23 protein-coding genes are annotated in these 20,805 nt (G+C 39.2%); 17 read left to right on the top strand and 6 right to left on the bottom strand.

Annotation, left to right across the window (positions count from 1 at the left end):
- Nucleotides 1-20 precede the first annotated feature (20 nt).
- From J655_RS10175 to J655_RS10195, 5 genes are all read right to left on the bottom strand, one after another.
- Nucleotides 21-1,082, bottom strand: a complete 1,062-nt coding sequence (locus tag J655_RS10175) for a sulfate/molybdate ABC transporter ATP-binding protein (RefSeq protein WP_002118816.1) — start codon at nt 1,080-1,082, stop codon at nt 21-23.
- Between the two features lie 11 nt (nt 1,083-1,093).
- Nucleotides 1,094-1,978, bottom strand: coding sequence for a sulfate ABC transporter permease subunit CysW (gene cysW / locus J655_RS10180; RefSeq protein WP_032052338.1), 885 nt, complete (start codon nt 1,976-1,978; stop codon nt 1,094-1,096).
- On the bottom strand, nt 1,975-2,808 hold the full coding sequence (cysT, locus tag J655_RS10185; protein WP_005067805.1) for a sulfate ABC transporter permease subunit CysT: 834 nt from the start codon (nt 2,806-2,808) through the stop codon (nt 1,975-1,977). Before cysT ends, cysW begins: the two co-directional genes overlap by 4 nt.
- 80 nt (nt 2,809-2,888) lie before the next feature.
- On the bottom strand, nt 2,889-3,497 hold the full coding sequence (locus tag J655_RS10190; protein WP_002118423.1) for an RBBP9/YdeN family alpha/beta hydrolase: 609 nt from the start codon (nt 3,495-3,497) through the stop codon (nt 2,889-2,891).
- Nucleotides 3,498-3,527: 30 nt separating this feature from the next.
- Nucleotides 3,528-4,535, bottom strand: coding sequence for a sulfate ABC transporter substrate-binding protein (locus J655_RS10195; protein WP_032032931.1), 1,008 nt, complete (start codon nt 4,533-4,535; stop codon nt 3,528-3,530).
- Nucleotides 4,536-4,798: 263 nt separating this feature from the next.
- Between J655_RS10195 and pabC the strand changes: the two genes are divergently transcribed.
- The 4 genes from pabC to J655_RS10215 all read left to right on the top strand — a co-directional run bounded on the left by pabC (nt 4,799) and on the right by J655_RS10215 (nt 7,847).
- Nucleotides 4,799-5,611 (top strand): aminodeoxychorismate lyase, encoded by an 813-nt coding sequence (pabC, locus tag J655_RS10200; protein ID WP_002118496.1) that lies wholly within the window; start codon nt 4,799-4,801, stop codon nt 5,609-5,611.
- A 1-nt stretch (nt 5,612) separates the two neighbouring features.
- A complete protein-coding gene (gene mltG / locus J655_RS10205; RefSeq protein ID WP_032006998.1) occupies nt 5,613-6,683 on the top strand; it encodes an endolytic transglycosylase MltG in 1,071 nt (356 codons plus the stop codon).
- 9 nt (nt 6,684-6,692) lie between these two features.
- Nucleotides 6,693-7,292 (top strand): dTMP kinase, encoded by a 600-nt coding sequence (tmk, locus tag J655_RS10210; protein ID WP_014207373.1) that lies wholly within the window; start codon nt 6,693-6,695, stop codon nt 7,290-7,292.
- Between the two features lie 138 nt (nt 7,293-7,430).
- Nucleotides 7,431-7,847 (top strand): PaaI family thioesterase, encoded by a 417-nt coding sequence (locus tag J655_RS10215; RefSeq protein ID WP_032006999.1) that lies wholly within the window; start codon nt 7,431-7,433, stop codon nt 7,845-7,847.
- A 62-nt stretch (nt 7,848-7,909) separates the two neighbouring features.
- Here the strand turns inward: J655_RS10215 and nadB are convergent, their stop codons facing one another.
- The gene (gene nadB, locus J655_RS10220) at nt 7,910-9,553 is read right to left on the bottom strand and encodes an L-aspartate oxidase (protein WP_000367525.1); all 1,644 of its coding nucleotides are present in this window, start codon (nt 9,551-9,553) and stop codon (nt 7,910-7,912) included.
- A 230-nt stretch (nt 9,554-9,783) separates the two neighbouring features.
- Between nadB and J655_RS10225 the strand changes: the two genes are divergently transcribed.
- The 13 genes from J655_RS10225 (at nt 9,784) to J655_RS10275 (ending at nt 20,674) form a co-directional block, all read left to right on the top strand.
- Complete coding sequence (locus J655_RS10225; RefSeq protein ID WP_005067820.1) at nt 9,784-11,160, top strand: Do family serine endopeptidase; 1,377 nt, start codon at nt 9,784-9,786, stop codon at nt 11,158-11,160.
- 122 nt (nt 11,161-11,282) lie between these two features.
- On the top strand, nt 11,283-11,735 hold the full coding sequence (locus tag J655_RS10230) for an acyl-CoA thioesterase (RefSeq protein WP_032007000.1): 453 nt from the start codon (nt 11,283-11,285) through the stop codon (nt 11,733-11,735).
- A 21-nt stretch (nt 11,736-11,756) separates the two neighbouring features.
- Nucleotides 11,757-12,305, top strand: coding sequence for a GNAT family N-acetyltransferase (locus J655_RS10235; protein ID WP_032007001.1), 549 nt, complete (start codon nt 11,757-11,759; stop codon nt 12,303-12,305).
- 183 nt (nt 12,306-12,488) lie between these two features.
- A complete protein-coding gene (lepA, locus tag J655_RS10240; protein WP_002118606.1) occupies nt 12,489-14,306 on the top strand; it encodes a translation elongation factor 4 in 1,818 nt (605 codons plus the stop codon).
- A 76-nt stretch (nt 14,307-14,382) separates the two neighbouring features.
- Nucleotides 14,383-15,210: a signal peptidase I gene (gene lepB / locus J655_RS10245; protein ID WP_005067825.1), complete on the top strand. Its 828-nt coding sequence runs from the start codon at nt 14,383-14,385 to the stop codon at nt 15,208-15,210.
- Nucleotides 15,211-15,234: 24 nt separating this feature from the next.
- Nucleotides 15,235-15,609: a DUF4845 domain-containing protein gene (locus J655_RS10250; protein WP_032007002.1), complete on the top strand. Its 375-nt coding sequence runs from the start codon at nt 15,235-15,237 to the stop codon at nt 15,607-15,609.
- A complete protein-coding gene (rnc, locus tag J655_RS0104320; protein WP_005067830.1) occupies nt 15,581-16,273 on the top strand; it encodes a ribonuclease III in 693 nt (230 codons plus the stop codon). The genes J655_RS10250 and rnc overlap by 29 nt, the downstream gene beginning before the upstream one ends.
- An 11-nt stretch (nt 16,274-16,284) precedes the next feature.
- The gene (era, locus tag J655_RS10255) at nt 16,285-17,307 is read left to right on the top strand and encodes a GTPase Era (protein ID WP_081403787.1); all 1,023 of its coding nucleotides are present in this window, start codon (nt 16,285-16,287) and stop codon (nt 17,305-17,307) included.
- Nucleotides 17,308-17,324: 17 nt separating this feature from the next.
- Nucleotides 17,325-17,528 carry an NF038104 family lipoprotein gene (locus tag J655_RS0104325; protein ID WP_005067833.1) on the top strand — a complete coding sequence of 68 codons (204 nt, stop codon included), beginning with the start codon at nt 17,325-17,327 and terminating at the stop codon, nt 17,526-17,528.
- Between the two features lie 9 nt (nt 17,529-17,537).
- Nucleotides 17,538-18,251 carry a DNA repair protein RecO gene (recO, locus tag J655_RS10260; RefSeq protein ID WP_016140294.1) on the top strand — a complete coding sequence of 238 codons (714 nt, stop codon included), beginning with the start codon at nt 17,538-17,540 and terminating at the stop codon, nt 18,249-18,251.
- 13 nt (nt 18,252-18,264) lie between these two features.
- Nucleotides 18,265-18,990, top strand: coding sequence for a pyridoxine 5'-phosphate synthase (pdxJ, locus tag J655_RS10265; protein WP_002118629.1), 726 nt, complete (start codon nt 18,265-18,267; stop codon nt 18,988-18,990).
- A gap of 6 nt (nt 18,991-18,996) precedes the next feature.
- Nucleotides 18,997-19,641, top strand: coding sequence for a tRNA-(ms[2]io[6]A)-hydroxylase (locus tag J655_RS10270; RefSeq protein ID WP_002118428.1), 645 nt, complete (start codon nt 18,997-18,999; stop codon nt 19,639-19,641).
- Nucleotides 19,642-19,915: 274 nt separating this feature from the next.
- Nucleotides 19,916-20,674 carry an SDR family oxidoreductase gene (locus tag J655_RS10275; RefSeq protein ID WP_032007005.1) on the top strand — a complete coding sequence of 253 codons (759 nt, stop codon included), beginning with the start codon at nt 19,916-19,918 and terminating at the stop codon, nt 20,672-20,674.
- Nucleotides 20,675-20,805: the final 131 nt, after the last annotated feature.

The following is a 20,805-nucleotide window of genomic DNA, read 5'->3' on the forward strand; positions in this document are numbered from 1 at the left end:
TTCCTCACCAAATATATTTCTTAAGCAACTTGGTCTGCAAATAAGTGCAATTGAGATGCGCTCACCCAAACAGTTTGATTAGGTTTAAATGCATGTAATTTTGCAGCTTCACTGCTCAGAGCAATTTCAATTAAACGTCCATTACGGTCTTGTAATTCGGCCACTACTTTTCCAGCAATCCAGATTTCACGTACAAAAGTCGCTTCAATGGTATTCGCTTGCGGTTGCGAGTGAATATGTAACTCATCTGGACGGGCAAAAGCAATCACTTTTCCTTGAGGTGCCTCAACTGCTGTTGGTAATTGAATACGGTCATTACCGATACGGATAATACCTTCCGTATGTTCACCTTCAAATCGATTTGCCTGACCCAAGAAATCAAACACAAATGGCGTTGCAGGTTTTTCATAAACTTCACGAGGTGAACCGATTTGCTCAACATTACCTTTATTCATGACAATAATCTGGTCTGCAACCTCAAGTGCTTCTTCTTGATCGTGAGTCACGAAAATTGAAGTGATATGCAATTCATCATGTAAGTTGCGTAACCAGCGACGTAATTCTTTGCGTACTTTGGCATCTAGAGCGCCAAATGGTTCATCGAGTAATAACACGCGAGGTTCTACTGCCAAAGCACGGGCTAAAGCAATACGCTGACGTTGTCCGCCAGAAAGCTGAGCAGGGTAGCGGTCTGCTAAAAAGCCTAGTTGAACTAGATCAAGTAAACGAGTGACACGTTTTTTAATTTCAGCTTCCGAAGGACGGGTTGCACGAGGGCGAACGCGTAAACCAAAGGCAATATTGTCAAATACAGTCATGTGACGGAATAAAGCATAGTGCTGAAATACAAAGCCGACCTGACGCTCACGCACATGTACATTAGTCGCATCTTCACCTTCAAGTAAAACCTGACCGCCATCGGCTGACTCTAGACCTGCAATGATACGAAGCAGAGTCGTCTTACCACAACCAGATGGTCCAAGTAGCGCAACCAGTTCACCCTCTGGAAAGTCTAGGGAAATATTTTTAAGCGCATGGAATGCACCAAAGTGTTTTTCAATATTTTTAACTTGAATACTCATGATTTCATTCCTTACGAATCAGTTGAATGTGGTTCTGGTTTATCTTGATGTAGCTCTAACCAAGTTTTTAAAATCAGTGTTAAAAGAGCTAAGAAGGCAAGCAGTGAGGACACGGCAAAGGCTGCGCTAAAGGTGTACTCGTTATATAAAATTTCTACATGAAGTGGCAGGGGATTGGTTTCACCACGGATATGACCAGAAACCACTGATACTGCGCCAAACTCACCCATGGCACGGGCATTACACAAAATCACGCCGTAAATCAGACCCCATTTAATGTTAGGGAGTGTGACCTTCCAAAAGGTTTGCCAACCTGATGCACCGAGTACAATTGCTGCTTCTTCTTCCTCTGTTCCCTGAGCTTCCATGAGTGGAATTAACTCACGTGCCACAAATGGAACTGTAATAAAAATGGTTGCTAAAACAATTGCAGGTACGGCATATAAAATCTTGATGTCATGATCCATTAACCAGCCGCCGAACCAACCTTGAGCACCAAAAATTAGAACAATCATTAAACCTGCAATAACGGGTGAAACCGAAAAAGGCATGTCAATAATCGTGGTTAAAATAGCCTTGCCTCTAAATTGGAATTTAGAAACAGCCCAAGCTGCAGCAACACCAAATATCACGTTAATTGGAACTGCAATTGCTGCGGTGAGTAATGTTAATTTCACTGCTGATAACGTATCTGGATCAATCAAAGCCTGAACATAGACTTCAAGTCCCTGTTTAAATGCTTCTACGAAAACCAGAATGAGTGGCAATATGAGGCAACTTACGAAAAAAATCAGTGCGATTGTAATGAGGGTATAACGTACCCAAGTTGGCTCACGTGTTGCATCACGAGACTGTAACTTCAAGGCAAGTGCATTACTGTCGGTATGTAAATTCATGTGATGTTTCTCCCTGTACGACGGTTTGCCCATGCTTGAAGTAAGTTAATGACAAATAGGATGATAAAAGAGAGAACTAACATGACTGCTGCAATGGTCGTTGCGCCTGCATAATCATATTCTTCAAGACGAGAAATGATCATCAGCGGTGCAATTTCTGTTTTAAATGGCTGGTTACCTGCAATAAAAATAACAGAACCATACTCACCCACGCCGCGAGCAAACGCTAAAGCAAAGCCTGTAAATAGAGCAGGTAGTAAGATGGGTAAAATAATTTTAGTAATGGTCTGCCAACGATTTGCACCAAGTGCTGAAGCTGCTTCCTCAAGTTCGGTTTCAATATCGCTGAGTACCGGTTGAACGGTCCGAACAATAAAAGGAATACCAATAAAGACCAATGCCAGCGTAATTCCGATAGGCGTATAGGCAACCTGAATACCAAGTGGTTCCAGATATTGACCTAACCAACCAGTAGGTGCATAGAGTGAAGTCAGTGCAATACCTGCAACTGCGGTCGGAAGAGCAAAAGGTAAATCGACCAATGCATCAACTAGACGCTTTCCTGGAAAGTTATAGCGGACAAGACACCAAGCCAAAAGTAGACCAAACACAACATTAATAGATGCTGCGATTAAAGCTGAACTAAAGCTGAGTTGAAGCGATTTCAAAATACGCTCAGACGTTAAAATTTCCCATAATCCGTCCCATCCGATTCCAAATGATTTGATAAAGACTGCGGCTAATGGAATAAGCACAATAAAAGACACATAGGCGAGGGTGAAGCCCAAAGATAGACCAAACCCAGGCAGCACTCGGGATCGCTGCGACATGATATTTCCTCAAAGAGAAAAGCCTGCTGAAACCAGTAAGCGAATAAATAAAGATAAACAGTGAGGTATAAAGATTGGTATTAAGCAAATTTCAAAGAGAAATGTGTTTTTACCGGGTCGATAGATGAGTGACTACACATCGAATCTTCTGGGATCAAATAGTTCAGCAAATCCGGAAATGGTCCAAAACCTGAGGCAACGTTAATATGGCCCACTTCACCAAGATTAACGGGATTTAACTTCCATGATTTTGCAAGTTGTAACGCATCAAAAAAGCCGAGCCATGGATCATTTTCACTAATGAGTAGCGTTGCAGGCACATCAATTTTTAATTGATGAAAATAATCTTTGTAGTCGGTCAAGCTATGGCGAGCAAACCCTGCTTCCCCAAAGCGTGCCGGATTCGCTGGAGCGACTAAAATTAGTTTCTTAACTTGGCTTTTTAATTCTGGATGCTCAGCCAAAGCAGCTACACTCGTTAAGCATCCAAAACTATGTGCAACAATTTGAACAGGAGCTTGAGCTGCTTGAACTGTTTTAACGAATTGCTCAACCCATTCGCTTAATACAGGTCTATCCCAGTTTTTTTGCTCAACACGAGAACTAGACACGAGTTGACGCTGCAACCAAGATTGCCAATGCTGATGTTCACTGCCACCTACACCCGGAACAATTACAGTGTGAATCATGTCTGTTCTCCTTACCTTTAGTGCAAAGAATTACTTCTCTGCACTATTGATTTTCACGATTCGATCGAAAACACCACCATTATCAAAGTGTTGTTTTTGTACTTTTGTCCAACCACCAAACTCTTTATCGATTGTTACAAGCTTCAATGGTTTAAATACATTGCTGTATTTTTTAAGAACAGCTGCGTTACGCGGACGGTAGAAGTTACGTGCTGCAATTTCTTGACCAGCAGGTGAATACAAGTAGTTCAGATAACCTTTAGCAATGGTTAAGTTGCCTTTTTTAGCTGCATTCTTCTCCACAATTGCAACTGGAGGCTCAGCTAAGATCGAAAGAGATGGAGTAATAATTTCAAATTTGCCCGGCTGTTCACGAATAGCTAAATGAGCTTCATTTTCCCAAGCCAGTAATACATCACCAATGCCACGCTCAGCGAAAGTAGTCGTCGCACCGCGAGCACCAGAGTCTAGAACTTTAGTGTGCTTATAAATTTGGCGAACGTATTCTTGTGCTTTCGCATCATTGCCACCCGGTTGATGTTTTGCCCAAGCCCAAGCTGCAAGATAATTCCAACGAGCACCACCAGAAGTTTTCGGGTTTGGTGTAATGATTTCTACACCTGGTTTGATTAAATCAGCCCAGTCTTTAATTTGCTTTGGGTTGCCTTTACGCACCAAAAATACAATGGTTGATGTATATGGCGTTGAGTTTTGTGGCAGTTTTTTCTGCCAGTTGGTTGGAAGTAATTTTGCTTTTTCAGCAATTTCATCAATATCTGCTGCAAGTGCTAATGTCACTACATCTGCATTTAAACCATCGATACCCGCACGAGCCTGTTTACCAGAGCCGCCATGTGATTGCTTAAACTCAATATCTTGACCAGTACGTTGTTTCCAGTAAGTACCGAACTGTTTGTTGAAATCTGTATATAGCTCACGAGTAGGATCGTAAGAAACGTTTAAAAATTCTTGGGCTGCAAATGACGAAACAGAAAGAAGTGCAGCGATAACCCCGACTTTTAATTGAGAAAAACGCATGAGATAAGTCCTCAAAAAATATGAAATGTTCAAAACATGAACGCAGAATAGCGCTAGTCTTTATTCTAAAAAAATAATAAAAAACGAATTTAATATGAAAAAAATAGAAATAATAAAAAGAGATAAACTATTCTTAAATCTTGATATATAACAAGTTTCAAAAGCAGATACGAAATGGGTATAATTTTTTAAAATCAATCATTTATTATTTAAATGAAAGGTGCTGTATTGTTGTACGGCTTTTAGCAAAGGATGGAGCAAACATGTGGTGTTTTAAAAATGGGCAACCCGTTGAGACTATTCCTTTATTAGATCGAGCCTTTCATTATGGAGATGGATGCTTTACCACAATTCGTGTTTTTCAAAACCAAATTGAGCTTAAAGAAAGGCACTGGCAACGTCTAAAACTTGCATGTCAAAAACTGTCTTTAACTGTAAATTTTGAATTAATTGAACTGAGTTTGCAGCAACTGCAAAAGCAGAACCTCGTACTCAATGGCACTTTAAAAATTGTGATTAGTCGTGGGGAAGGCGACCGCGGTTATAGTCTGCCAAAACATGAAGCTGATATTTATATCTGGTTTTATCCAAAAGCTTTAGAGCCGTTTGTGCCTGACTCTATCCAGTGCGGTGTTTTAAATCAGGCTCTAGGTTTAACCATGCCGAGCTTAGTGGGGCTTAAATCTTTAAACCGCCTTGAACAAGTATTGCTAAAAAAAGAAGCAGATCAACTCGGGTGGGCTGAAGCATTAGTTACTGATGTACAAGGTTATATTGTTGAAGGGGTCAGTAGTAATTGTTTTATTCGTTTAAATGATAGATGGATTACTCCTGAACTTCGCTATAATGGCGTCCACGGTGTAATGCGGGCAGAAATTCTGGCGCGTATGCAGCACCATGGTATTGCCTGTGAAGTACGTGTGATTGAATTAGATGAAGTATCTGAAATACAAAGTCTATTCTTTTGTAATGCTTTAAACCCTATGCGAGTGGTTACTCATTTAGGCGAGAAAACGCTAGATACACAGGCATGCATAGATTTATTTCATATCCTTAACTTAAATCAGATTCATTAATATGCCGAAGCCACCTGTGAATGCGAAAGCAAAAAACGCCAAGAAAAATAACAAAAAACAAGCTCCAAAATTTTCTAAGCGATTGGTTCTAATTAGCCTTTTTATTGTTTTAATTTTTACGTTTGCCATTTTATGGTCAAGTTTGTTTAAGGCTTATCCTATCGAAGGAAAAAAACAGATGTTATCTATTACATCTGGGGAAACTTATTCTGGTTTTATTGACCGTTTGGCAAAAGAAGATAAAGTTAGCTTTCCTATCGTATTGAAGCTTTATCAAAAGTTTATGATTCATGACAGCATGAAAGCTGGTGTGTATGAAATTGAACAAGGGATGAGCGTAAGACAAGTATTAGAGATGTTATCTGACGCTGATAATGCTCAGATGAATCGTGTTTTGGTGATTGAAGGTACAACTTTTAAACAGCTTATTACTGCATTAAAAAATGATAAAAATGTAAAAAATACAATATTGGATTTACCTAATGATCAGCTTATGAAAGCGCTTGGGATTCCTTACGATCATCCAGAGGGCTTGTTCGCGCCGAATACTTATTTCTTTGCCAAAGGCGAGACTGACAAGAAAATTCTGACCGATTTATATCATCGTCAAATAAAAGCTCTAGATACAGCTTGGGCAAATCGTGCGCCGAATTTACCGTATAAAGATAAATATGAAGCATTAATTATGGCTTCTATTGTTGAGAAAGAAACGAGTTTAGACAGTGAACTTACACAAGTTTCTGGAGTTTTTGTCCGCCGTTTAAAACTCGGTATGCGTTTACAAACGGATCCAACTGTTATTTATGGAATGGGTAATAACTATAAAGGCAACATTACCCGAGAAGACCTCCGTACTCCAACACCATATAATACTTATACTATTAATGGTTTACCGCCAACTCCAATTGCTTTGCCAAGCCAAAAGGCAATTGAAGCAGCATTACATCCAGATGATTCAAATAACATCTATTTTGTTGCGACTGGTAATGGTGGACATAAATTTACGGCAAGCTTGCAAGCACATAATCAAGCAGTGCAAGAATATTTATCCGTGTTGAGATCGAAGAAATAAGGAAAAGAGATGTTTATCAGCTTTGAAGGCACGGAAGGGGTAGGTAAAACTACACTCATTCGAAAAATTCATCAGCATTTTGAAGAGCATGGCAAACAAGTTGTTTTAACTCGAGAGCCGGGGGGCACACCGTTAGCTGAGCAAATTCGTTCTATGCTTTTGGCGGTAAATCATGATGAAAATATGAGTCATGATACCGAGTTATTACTCATTTATGCAGCACGTGCTCAACACTTACAACAAGTTATTTTGCCTGCTTTAGAAGCTAACAAAATTGTATTAAGTGATCGCTTTACCGATGCGAGTTTTGCTTATCAATGTTCTGGTCGTGGTTTAAGCCAAGATAAATTACAACTTTTAAATCAGAACTTCGTTTCACGCATGCCGGAGGTGACTTTCTGGCTAGACGCACCGATTGAACTTGGTATGAACCGTGCACGTGAACGTGGAGCTTTAGACCGCTTTGAACAAGAAAAGTTAAGCTTCTTTACTAAGGTTCGTGAAGGTTATGAAACCTTATGGAAGGCTGAACCGGAACGGATTAAGCGAATAGATGCAACACAAAGTCCTGATCAGGTGTTTGAACAGGCTTTGCAATATTTAGGTTAAGCAATTGGATGAACCACTCTTATAAAAATATGGGAGTGGTGAAAAATGACGTTAATTCTGATTTAAAACGTCATAGAAAATATTTGTTATTTTCTTATGCTATCTTACATATAATTTATAGATTGAAGAATAACAAGGATGAAAAGCTCAAAAGAAGAAATCGTGGCATTTCTTGAAAAGGAATTTCCCCCAAGTCTTGAACACTGCACGATTGAATCAGTCACCCCCAAAGCTGCAGTTGTTTATTATCATGTCGATCAAAGGCATCAACGCCCTGGTGGTACCATATCTGGCCCAACCATGATGACTTTGGCAGACTTTGCTTTATATATTGCGATATTAGGTGAGATCGGTATTGTTGGTTTAGCCGTAACCACCAACTTTAATATTAATTTTTTAAGAAAACCTGCGGGTAATCAAGACTTACGTAGTGAATGTAAACTCATGAAAGTAGGAAAGAGTTTGGTGGTGGGTGAGGTTTGGATTTATTCAGTTGGTCTGGATGAACCTGTTGCGCATGTGACTGCGACTTATTCAATCCCACCTAGAGCATAAATATCAAAGCAAATAAAAAAGCACAGCCAGAGCTGTACTTTTTTGTAGAGTAGAAGAACAGCTTAAATGTCGGTATTAACCAATGGCTGTTCTACTGCAAAATTTGGAGGAGTCAAAACAGTTTTACGAATCTCGCTGGAAGTTTCCGGATAATCGAGTGTGTAATGTAAACCACGTGATTCTTTACGTTGCATAGCACAGCGAACAATCATTTCCGATACTAAAACAAGGTTACGCAGCTCAATCAGGTTCTTGCTAACACGGTAGTCTTGATAATATTCGGTGATTTCACGTTTTAACATTTCAATACGGTGTAAAGCACGTTCTAAACGTTTAGTAGTCCTTACAATACCAACGTAGTTCCACATGGTCGAACGTAACTCATCCCAGTTTTGTAAAATCACCACATCTTCATCTGGATTAGTTACTTGTGAGTCATCCCAAGTTGGTACTTCGGGTAATTTGAAGTTTTCATCAAATTTATTTTCGATATCTTTTGCCGCACTCATACCGTAAACGAAGCACTCAAGTAATGAGTTACTTGCCATACGGTTTGCACCATGTAAGCCTGTATAAGACGTTTCACCAATCGCATAGAGACCTTCAATATCCGTCTGACTATTTGAGTCAACCACAACACCACCACATGTATAGTGGGCTGCTGGCACCACTGGAATCATGTCTTTGGTAATGTCGATGCCTAACTCAAGCAATCTTGCATAAAGTGTAGGGAAATGCTCTTTAATAAACTCAGGTGATTTATGGGTAATATCTAACCATACATGGCGAATACCGAGACGCTTGATTTCATGGTCAATGGTACGTGCCACAATATCGCGAGGAGCCAGTTCTGCACGATCATCAAAACGCAGCATAAAACGTTCGCCATCAGGTAGGCGCAAATAAGCACCTTCACCACGCATAGCTTCGGTAATTAAAAATGATCGTGCTTGAGGATGATAGAGACACGTTGGATGGAACTGATTAAATTCCATATTGGCTACACGGCAACCTGCACGATAAGCCATAGCAATACCATCACCTGTGGCAATATCTGGATTAGATGTGTACAGATAAGCTTTCATCGCACCGCCGCAAGCTAGCGCGGTGAATGGTGCAAGGAAAGTATGAACCTTTTCAGTATTTTCATCTAATGCATATAAACCAATAGCGCGATTCGCTTGGTCGGTATGGCCTAATTTATGTGAGGTGATTAAATCAATCGCAATATAGTTTTCAAAAATAGTAATATTTTTACGTTCTTTGGCACGCTCAACTAAAGTGGTTGAAATGGCTTTGCCTGTTGCATCAGCAGAGTGGATAATGCGACGTTGCGAGTGACCACCTTCGCGAGTTAAGTGAAGTTGTTCATCTTCATCTAAGGTAAATTGCACGCCTTGTTTTAAAAGAAAATCAACAGAAGGGCGGCCGCCTTCTACAGTATGTTGTACCGCGTCCATTTCACATAAATGAGCGCCTGCAATCATAGTGTCATTAATATGCTGTTGAATAGAGTCAGTCTCATCAAGAACAGCAGCAACGCCACCTTGAGCATAAAAGGTACTTGCTTCGGTTAGAGCAGCTTTGGCTAAAACTGCAATATTAAAATGATTTGGTAACGATAAAGCCAGACTTAAACCAGCGCCGCCGCTGCCCACAATAATCACGTCAAAGTGGTGAATTGTCTGTAAATTAGGCATGTCCATTCGCATCAATTTAAAACGTCCGCTAATGACACCCCTTTTTATCTAAAAAGGCAAGAGCTTAAGCGCTCTAACTCAGAGAAAAATTGCAATTGGCTTAAAAAGTTGCAATGCGTAAAATAATCCTTGTGATGACGTATTACAAATAAACATATTGTTACGCACAACCTCAAAGCGTTGTGATACAACAGTTTTATCCTTATTCTCGTAGACCAATTGTGGGTGAGCACCGAATGAAATCTCGCTATTTACAACAAGGAATGTATGCAGCGGTATTTACAGTTGCTGCTGTTCAAGCAAATGCTGCTGTTGATTTTTCAAATCTTGTTGAACAAGTTAGTCCAGCAGTCGTGAGTGTAAATGTCGTAAAAAAAATGACTCAGGATGAACTGTTGCAACAGCAAGTTCCTGAAATTTTAAAACGTTTCTTTGGCAATCAGGTCATCATTCCACAGCAACAAGGTCCACAAGAAAAGACAGCTTATGGAAGTGCATTCTTTATTAGTAAAGATGGTTACCTACTTACTAACCACCATGTGATTGAAAATGCCTCTCGTATCAGCATCACTCTAAATGACCGCCGTGAAATTGATGCAACCGTGGTGGGTAGTGATGAGCGTACAGACGTTGCTTTGTTAAAGGTAAATGGAACTAACTATCCAGCTTTACGAGTAGGAAATGTTGACCGTTTACGTGTCGGAGAACCTGTTTTAGCTATTGGTTCGCCGTTTGGCTTTGACTACTCTGCGTCGGCCGGTATTGTGAGTGCAAAATCACGAAATATGAGCGGTGAAACTTCGGTGCCGTTTATTCAAACTGATGTAGCTTTAAACCCAGGTAACTCTGGTGGTCCATTATTTAATCAAAATGGTGAAGTGGTCGGGGTAAATTCTCGAATATTTAGTGGTACTGGCGGCTATATGGGCTTGTCTTTCTCTATTCCGATTGATGTAGCTATGGATGTTGCCGACCAGCTTAAAACAAAAGGTAAAGTAACACGCTCTTATCTTGGGGTGATGATGCAAGATATTGATCGAAACCTTGCTGATGCCTACAAATTACCAAAACCTGAAGGTGCTTTAATTACTCAAATTTCTCCGAACTCACCTGCACAAAAAGCAGGGCTAAGAGCGGGTGACGTGATTTTAAAATTAAATGGTGCGCCTGTACTTCGTACGAGTGATTTACTGTATGCATTAAACAAAGTACAGCCAAATCAAACCGTTCAGTTTGAAGTGTTACGTGATGATAAAACACGTAATATTTCAGCGACTTTAACGACTGCACCAGATGAAACACCTGCTACTGGTGCACAAGGTGCTGCATCTAAAGGGCCAGTTTTAGGCATGAGTATTCGTGATCTAGCTGAACCGGAAAAAAATGCATTGAGCGTAAAAGGTGGTATTTATGTACAAGATGTTCGCCGTGGTGGTTTAGCATCATTGTCGAATATCATTCCGGGCGATGTGATTACTCAAGTCAATAATAACCAAATTTTAAATAGTCAGGATTTTGCAAAAGTTGTTTCTAACTTGCCGAAAAATACCGTAGCACGTGTTGCTATTATTCGTCAGGGACAGCGCGCAATGCTTGGTTTACGTATTCAATAATCCCCAATCCAATCAATAAACCACCCTGAAAATGGGTGGTTTTTGTTATTTATCTTGAGCGTTTAGCGATATCTACCTACACTTATTTCAGTTTTAAGGTTAATAAATAAGAGTGTTCATTTGTGAGTAGTATTTTTGATTTACATATTCAGGTGCAGCCACATCACATTGATGCATTAGGGCATGTAAATAACGTAATGTATGTTCAATGGATGCAGGATGTAGCTGCTGCTCATGTTGAAACTTTGGGAGTAGGGGTAACTAAATATCTTGAGTTAAAACACGCCATGGTCGCGGTTGAGCATCATGTGCAATATCGTAAAGCTGCATTTGAAGGCGAACAAATTGTGTTACGTACATGGTTAGATGACATTAATGCACTTTATTCATTCCGCCAGTATGTGTTTTTTCGTCCATCAGATCAGACCGTATTATTTGTCGGAAATACCAAATGGGCATGTATTGAAATTGCTACAGGACGTCCAAAACGAATGTCGCCAACTTTTACCCATGCATATAAGCCGCTTGACTCAAGCATAAACCCTTACGATTTTACCGTTTCGTATGATAAGTAAGTAAAAAAGAGAGGCTGGAATTTGAAGAATTTATTTTCCATAGAAACCGATCGATTAATCTTAAGTGATCTTACAGAAGCTGATAAAAATTTTGTCTTTGACTTATTTTCAAATTCAAGCGTACTCGAATTTTATGATTTAAAAGCCTTTACTTCATTAGAAGAAGCTGGGGCTTTAATTGAAAAAATGCATAAAAAATGCAATCAACAGCTAGGTTTTAGGCATGCTATTCGTCTAAAAAAAGATGGAACTATGTTGGGAACATGTGGTGTAAATACTATCAAACAGAGTGATGATGATTTTGCGGTTGTCATTGGTTATGAACTTCATCCTAATGCATGGGGTGAGGGATATATGCAAGAGGCTCTAGTAGGGCTCATCCAGTATTTGAAACAAGAGAGATTATTCCAAAAACAAATAAAATATGTTTGGGCTGAAATATTTGAACAGAACATTCGATCTCAACAAGTTGTGCAGAAACTCGGATTTGAATTGATTGGGCATATAGCTAATGAGACAGGCAATAATTTATCTGCAAGTCTACTTAAGTACGAGCTAAAACTGTTCTGATTTAAGTACTCTTCAAAGAGAAATAGTTTTTTATGTTGAGAAGTTTAAAAAGCTTTTTTAAAAGAAAGAATTTATATCTTTTTCATATCGGCAATCTGTTATAATCTCACGCAATTTATTTAACCGCTTTGGCTGTGTATTAAAACAAGCTACATAGCACTCTATATTTTCTCAAGGTAACCCATGGCGCAAGCTAAAAAATCCGTCGATATCAAAAATATACGAAATTTCTCGATTATTGCCCACATTGACCATGGTAAGTCTACATTGGCTGACCGTTTTATTCAGATGTGTGGTGGTCTACAAGATCGTGAAATGCAAGCTCAAGTCTTAGACTCAATGGAGCTTGAGCGTGAACGTGGGATTACCATTAAAGCCGCTTCTGTCACGCTGTATTACACCCATCCAAATGGTCAGGAATATCAACTGAACTTTATTGATACGCCTGGGCACGTTGACTTCTCCTATGAAGTTTCTCGTTCATTAGCTGCGTGTGAAGGTGCGTTACTGGTTGTAGATGCAGCACAAGGCGTTGAAGCTCAATCAGTTGCAAACTGTTATACAGCAATTGAACAAGGTCTAGAAGTTCTTCCTATTCTAAATAAAATTGATTTACCACAGGCTGAACCTGAACGTGTAATTCATGAAATTGAAGAAATTATCGGGATTGAAGCGACAGATGCACCAACCTGTTCAGCAAAAACTGGTTTAGGTGTTGAAGGTGTACTCGAGCGTTTAGTCGATGTTATTCCGGCGCCAGAAGGTGATCGTGAAGCACCATTACAAGCATTAATTATCGACTCATGGTTTGATAACTACTTAGGCGTAGTTTCTCTTGTTCGTATTAAACAAGGTCGTATCCGCAAGGGCGACAAAATGTTGGTTAAATCGACAGGACAAACTCATCCGGTCACTTCTGTAGGTGTATTTAATCCTAAGCATACTGAAACAGATATTCTTGAAGCTGGTGAAGTAGGTTTTGTTATTGCGGGTATTAAAGATATTTTTGGTGCACCAGTAGGTGACACAATTACTCTTGCTTCTACACCAGACGTTGCAACTTTACCTGGTTTCAAAAAGGTTAAACCGCAAGTATATGCTGGTCTTTTCCCTATTGATGCGAGTGACTTTGAACCGTTCCGTGAAGCGCTACAAAAATTGCAGATTAACGACTCGGCTTTATTCTTTGAACCAGAAAGTTCAGATGCTTTAGGCTTTGGTTTCCGTTGTGGCTTCTTAGGTATGCTGCACATGGAAATTGTACAAGAGCGTTTAGAGCGTGAATACGATCTTGATCTCATCAGTTCTGCACCTACCGTAATTTATGAAGCATTAACCAAGAAAGGCGAAACGATTTACATCGATAGTCCATCAAAAATGCCGGATGGATCGACTGTAGAAGATTTGCGTGAACCAATTGCTGAATGTCATATCCTTGTTCCTCAAGAGTATTTAGGGAACGTAATGACGCTCTGTATCGAACGTCGTGGTGTACAAAAAGATATGAAATTCTTGGGTAACCAAGTTTCTATTACATTTGAAATCCCGATGGCTGAAGTTGTTATGGATTTCTTTGACAGATTAAAGTCATGCTCTCGTGGCTTTGCATCGCTAGACTATAACTTTGTACGTTTTGAAAGTTCAGCTTTAGTTAAGGTTGATGTGTTAATTAATAGCGAAAAGGTTGATGCCTTGGCTATGATTTGTCACCGTAATGATGCACGCCATCGTGGTATTGCATTGGTTGAGAAAATGAAAGACTTAATTCCTCGCCAAATGTTCGATGTTGCTATTCAGGCAGCAATCGGTGCGCAAATTATTGCCCGTTCTACCGTAAAAGCGATGCGTAAAAACGTATTGGCAAAATGTTATGGTGGTGACGTTTCGCGTAAGAAAAAACTACTTTCTAAACAAAAAGAAGGTAAGAAACGTATGAAACAAGTGGGAAGCGTTGAAATTCCACAAGAAGCGTTCTTGGCTGTATTGAAAGTAGAAAGATAAGAAATGAGGGTGGGGAAAATGAATAATTTCCTTTCCCCCACTGTAATACAAGCAGCGAGGCTGCGAGTGAGGTCATGTGGATTTTGATTTTAATTTAATTCTTGTTCCAGTTACGCTGATTCTATTTGCAGTGTGGTTGTTAGATAAACTTGTATTAAAACAGCGTGCAAATAAAGGACGCGGGAACGAAAATTTTGTCATTACATGGGCCTATGACTTTTGGCCAGTTTTAGCTGTAGTACTTGTACTTCGTTCATTTCTTTATGAACCGTTTAATATTCCGTCGGATTCTATGGTGCCAACTCTAGAAACTGGTGATTTTATTCTGGTGAATAAATTTGATTATGGTGTACGTTTACCTATCGTTAATAAAAAAATTATTGATGTAGGTGAGCCGAAGCGTGGTGATGTAATTGTATTCCGTTATCCACCTCAACCGACTATTAGCTATATTAAACGTGTAATCGGTTTACCTGGCGATCATATTGTTTATGACCATGGGCAATTAATTATTAATGGGCAAAAAGTACCGAAAGTATTAACACAGTTCAGTCGTGAAAAAGATGTGATGGATACGCCAACGTCTATTTATCATAAAGAGACGATTGGTGAGCATACCTTTACGATGCGTGAGCTTGAAGGCGTAAATGTGGCGCGCCAAGCACCGTTTATCAACTATGTTGAAAATGGTAAATATGCGAACCAAGACGGTTTATATTGGGAAGTGACTGTACCAAAAGGACATTACTTTGCAATGGGGGATAACCGCGATCAAAGTGCAGACAGTCGTTTCTGGGGGTTCGTTCCTGAAGAAAACTTAACAGGACGAGCATTCTACGTGTGGATGCATAAAGAACCGGGTTTACACCTTCCTAACTTTAGCCGAAATGGAAAAATAGATTAAAAACAACCATTAGGAAAAAAAGAAATGCGTAAGGCACAACAGGGTACTTCGTATTTAGCAATTTTATTTGGGGTGGTTATATTTGCAGTTGCAGTAAAAGCTGTACTTGCAGTTTGGCCAGCATATTGGGATGATCGGCTGATTAATAATCAGATAGAAGAGCTTTTAAAAGAAAGCTCTTCTGAGATCACACCACAAAAGTTTATAGCACAAATGGATCAGCGACTCGAAATGAACAATATTCGTGATCTCCACTTTAAAGAGATCGCTCAAGTGTTTAATCAGTCAGGTCTAACGGTCAAAAAGAAATATGAAGTAAGAAAACCTTTCTTATTCAATATTGATTTAGTTTTAACATTTGAGAAGAGTTTTGATAAAACATCAGTTCAAACTAAGTGATCCTCGCTTACTGAGTCGAATCGGATATCAATTTAAGCAGCTTGAATTGTTACAGTTAGCTTTGACTCATCGTTCGGTGAGTCACAAATACAATTACGAGCGCTTAGAGTTTCTCGGTGATTCATTATTAGGCATGATAATCGCCAATTATCTATATCATGCTTATCCAAATGAAAATGAAGGTCGTCTCACGCGTATGCGTGCGACCTTAGTTCGCCAAGAAGCGTTAGGTAAGATTGCAACCGATTTGCAACTTAGTCGGTGTTTAATATTAAGTACAGGCGAGTTGAAATCTGGTGGTCATCATCGTGAGTCAATATTAGCCGATACGGTAGAAGCGATTATTGGTGCAATTTATCTTGATAGTGGTGATCTCAACTTACTTAAAGATATTGTGCTAAAATGGTACATACCCTATTTAGACCATATAGAACCTACAGATCAACTCAAAGATCCGAAATCACGTTTACAAGAGTATCTACAAGCACGTAAAAAACCTCTCCCTGTTTACGAGGTTGTAGATATTCAGGGTGATGCACCTCATCAGCACTTTAAAGTGGAATGTGTGGTAGATGGTTTACCGAAGATTTATGGTGAGGGTTCAAGTCGTCGTTTTGCCGAGCAGGCAGCAGCGGCGGAAATTTTAAAGTTATTGGAGCAATAACCTGCATGTCGATGCATTCTGATCAAATCAATCCAGATTCAAATGAAGACCAAGATCCTAATAATCTGATTGATCAATTTTTTAGTTCCAAAGGCGTAACAATCCCTTCGGATTTTAAGAGCGGATTTGTGGCGATTGTGGGACGTCCAAATGTGGGTAAATCTACCCTCATGAACCATTTATTGGGTCAAAAGCTCTCTATTACTTCGCGTAAACCTCAAACAACACGTCATAAAATTATTGGTATTGATTCGCGCGAAAAGATGCAGGCGGTATATGTAGATACCCCAGGTATGCATAAAAAAGAAGTGCGTGCTATTAATAAAATGATGAACCGTGCTGCTCATTCTGCATTACGTGACGTTAACTTAGTTTTATTCGTTATCGATGCTTATAAGTGGACTCAAAACGACGATTTAGTGCTTGAAAAACTCAAGAACGCTGAAATGCCGGTTATTTTGGTCATTAATAAGGCGGACACTTTTGAAGATAAAAGAGAGATTCTTCCTCTGATTCAAGAACGTACCAAACTTATGAATTTTGCTGAGATTGTTCCTGTTTCTGCTTTGCGTGGTGCAAACTTAGAACACTTGAGTGAAACGATTGAGAAATACCTTCCTTACCAACCACCATTGTATTCATTTGATCAGATTACTGACCGCTCTGAACGCTTCTTGGCAAGTGAAATTATTCGCGAAAAAATCATGCGTCAGTTGGGTGAAGAGCTTCCTTATGATTTAACAGTACAAATTGAATCTTTCAAAACAGAAGAAGCAACTGTTAATGAAAAAACTGGTCGTTTAAAGCCGGCTTGTACCTATATCGATGCAACGATTTTTGTAGACCGCGCTGGTCAAAAAGCCATTGTGATTGGTGAAAAAGGTGCCAAGCTTAAAACGATTGGTATGGATGCTCGTAAAGACATGGAAAAAATGTTTGAGCAAAAAATTATGCTCACACTTTGGGTAAAAGTGAAGGGTGGCTGGTCTGATGATGAGCGTGCTCTGAAAAGCTTAGGATATAGTGATATCTAAAGGATAAGGATGCTGGTATGAAAACAATTACATCATTAATCGCTATAGTTGGATGTACATTGATGTTACAAGGTTGTGTATATAAGCTTGTAACCGTACCAGTAGGTATCGCCTATAAAACTACTAAAGGTGTAGTTAAAGGTACAGCAGCTGTTGTAGGTGCTGTTATTCCTGACGGTGATGATGAGGATGATAAAAAAGAAAAAGAATCTGAGGAATAGATTCTTTTTATGATGCGCAATGAAGTCCTCCATGGATATATGATTCATCACCGTAAGTACCGTGAAAAAAGTCATATTGTGCATCTTTTTACTCAGGAATATGGGCGAGTCGATGGTATTTTAAGACAGACTCCGCCCCCTCAATATCAACCTATTCGACTGCAAGCCACAGGTAAAAGTGAACTCAAAAATTTTACTAAGCTGGAAATATTAAATCAGCCTGTTTTCTTTTTTGGTGATGCTTTTTTTGCTGGTTTTTATCTAAATGAAATTGTTCTTAGACTTTGCCCATTAGAAGAGGCAATGCCACAAACTTTTGAACAATATCAGTTAACTTTGCTTCAATTACAGCAATTATCTTCCCACGAAAATCCTGATCTTTTTCTGAGACAGATTTTGCGCCAGTTCGAACATGTTTTACTTCCTGAGCTGGGTTACGCGATTGATTTCTCAATTGATACTCAACAACAGCCAATACAGGCTCACCAGTTTTATCAATTTCAGGTGACCGAAGGTTTTGCGCCTGTTGTTCAGGCAAGTCGTTCTTCATTGTCAGGTAAAGCAATTTTATCTATGCTGGATTATGAGCAAGGCCAGGATTTTTCTCACGAACAATTGCAATTATTAGGTAAACTATACCGTCAAATGATTACATCGCTTTTAGGAGATCGTCCCCTAAAAAGTCGACAATTGTGGATTCAAAATACTCAAACTCAATCGTAATTAGGATTTATTTATGGCTGCATTGCTTGGTGTAAACATAGACCATGTTGCTACTTTGAGACAGGCGCGCGGTACTACTTATCCAGACCCTGTAGAAGCTGCTCTTATTTGTGAAGAAGCGGGTGCAGAGGGGATTACTTTGCATTTGCGTGAAGACCGTCGCCATATTCAAGATGACGATGTACGTCGCATGCGTCCATTATTAAAAACACGTATGAATCTAGAGTTGGCTGTTACTGATGAAATGGTCGAGTTTGCGAAAGAAATTCAGCCGCAGCACGTGTGTTTTGTGCCAGAAAGACGCCAAGAAGTAACAACTGAAGGCGGTTTAGATGTAGTAGGTAACTTTGAAAAAGTTAAAGCAGCAACTCAAACTTTAGCGGCTATTGGTTGTGATGTATCATTATTTATTGATGCTGATTTAGCTCAAATTGATGCAGCAGTTGCGTGTGGCGCACCTACGATTGAGTTGCACACGGGTGCATATGCGGATGCGGAAACGGAGCAAGATCAACAAGCCGAGTTAGAGCGCATTATCAAAGGTGTTGAGTATGCAGCTTCAAAAGGTTTGGTTGTAAATGCAGGTCATGGCCTTAACCTTAAAAATATTGCGCCAATTGCAGCTATTCCACAAATTCATGAATTAAACATTGGTCATTCAATTATTGCTGAAAGTGTTTTTGTAGGTCTGGTTCAAGCTGTTAAAGATATGAAAACAGCGATTCAGGCAGCAGGATAGTTGGTTATGTCGAGTATCAATTACGATGAATTAATGCAACCTGTGGTGGCCTTTTTAGGATGTCAAACACCAAATGCATGGTTGGATGAGGCAATCAATAATTTAGATATCTTGATGCAAGATCATGCTAATTGTGAAAAGAAAGCTGCTAGTACAGCAATGAACTTAATGTTCCGCTATAGCTTCTTTCCTGACTTACAAGTAAAACTTGCTCAACTTGTACGAGAAGAAATGCTTCACTATGAACAAGTACTTGAGCTTATGGCTAAGCGCGGTCAAGAGTGGACTGGTTTAAGTGCTGGGCGTTATGCAGGTGGGTTGCGTAAAGAGATTCGTACGTATGAGCCAGAAGCTTTAATTGATGTGCTGGTGATTGGTGCATTCGTAGAGGCTCGTTCATGTGAGCGTTTTTATGCACTTGCACCGCGTGTAGATGATGAGTTAGGACGTTATTATCGATACTTGCTTAAGTCAGAATCTCGTCATTTTGAAGACTATCTTGCACTTGCGCTTGATGTGGCGAAAACTGCAAAAATGAAAGATCCTAAAGAGGATATTCAACAGCGAATAAATCATATCCGTGAAGTTGAAAAGAATCTGATTTTAACACCAGATGATACTTTCCGTTTTCATAGTGGTATTCCTGCTTAGTCTTGGATGTCTAAAATAAAAAAAGTTTACCTTTCACGGTAAACTTTTTTATTAGGTGCACATTATCTCTTCGGCAGTAAGCATGTTCTGCTTTTAGTTTTTTAATGCATATAATTATTTAATAAATATATTTTTTCTAGATTTTAATTTCTCTTAAAATTTTTAAAAAAACTTTTATTTTTTTAGGCTAATAATAAATATTGTGTAAATATAAAGGCTGATATGTTCATCATGAGTTCAACTGAAATAGTTGATCATTTCTAAGGATATAAGAATGTTAGGATTAGTTACAGGTGCCTCAGCGGGCTTTGGTTATAGCATTTCAAAAAAGCTGATTGAGTTAGGATATAACGTTATTGGTTGCGGAAGACGAGCAGAAAAACTAGAAGAACTAAAACAAGAACTTGGTGAAAAATTCTACCCATTAGTATTTGACATGACAGATACCGCAGAAAATATAAATAAAGTATTGGTTGATTTACCAGCCGAATTTCAAATCGGTCAAATTGATTTATTGGTGAATAATGCTGGATTGGCATTAGGATTGGAACCCGCAGATAAAGCAGAATTGGATGATTGGTACACGATGATTGATACCAATGTTAAGGGGCTTGTTACGATTACCCGATTAATTTTGCCAAGTATGGTAAAGAAAAAATCAGGTTTGATTATTAATATGGGCTCAATTGCAGGTACATATCCATATCCGGGTGGTAACGTGTATGGGGCAACCAAAGCATTTGTGGAGCAATTTAGTCTAAATCTTCGTGCTGATTTGGCTGGTACAGGTGTGCGCGTAACTAACATTGAACCAGGGTTGTGTGGAGGTACTGAATTTTCTCTTGTGCGTTTTAAAGGTGATGAGGATAAAGTAAATAGTCTATATGATAAAAAGAATCCACTCTTGCCTGAAGATATTGCAAATACGGTAGCTTGGATTGCTTCACAACCGCCACACATTAATATTAATCGTATTGAAATGATGCCGACCACTCAATCTTTTAATCCTTTAAAAGTGGTTGAAGTGGAATAATAATTTAAGAAGAAAATAGATTCTTTAGAGTTAGGTTAGAGCGTTAAATCTAATAAAGACTCTAAGAGAAAATAAAATCCTCTATCTGCTGATAGAGGATTTTTTATAGTTATTGATAAATTTATGGCAAA

This window comes from Acinetobacter sp. 1294243, assembly GCF_000588015.1.
Lineage (GTDB): Bacteria > Pseudomonadota > Gammaproteobacteria > Pseudomonadales > Moraxellaceae > Acinetobacter > Acinetobacter pittii.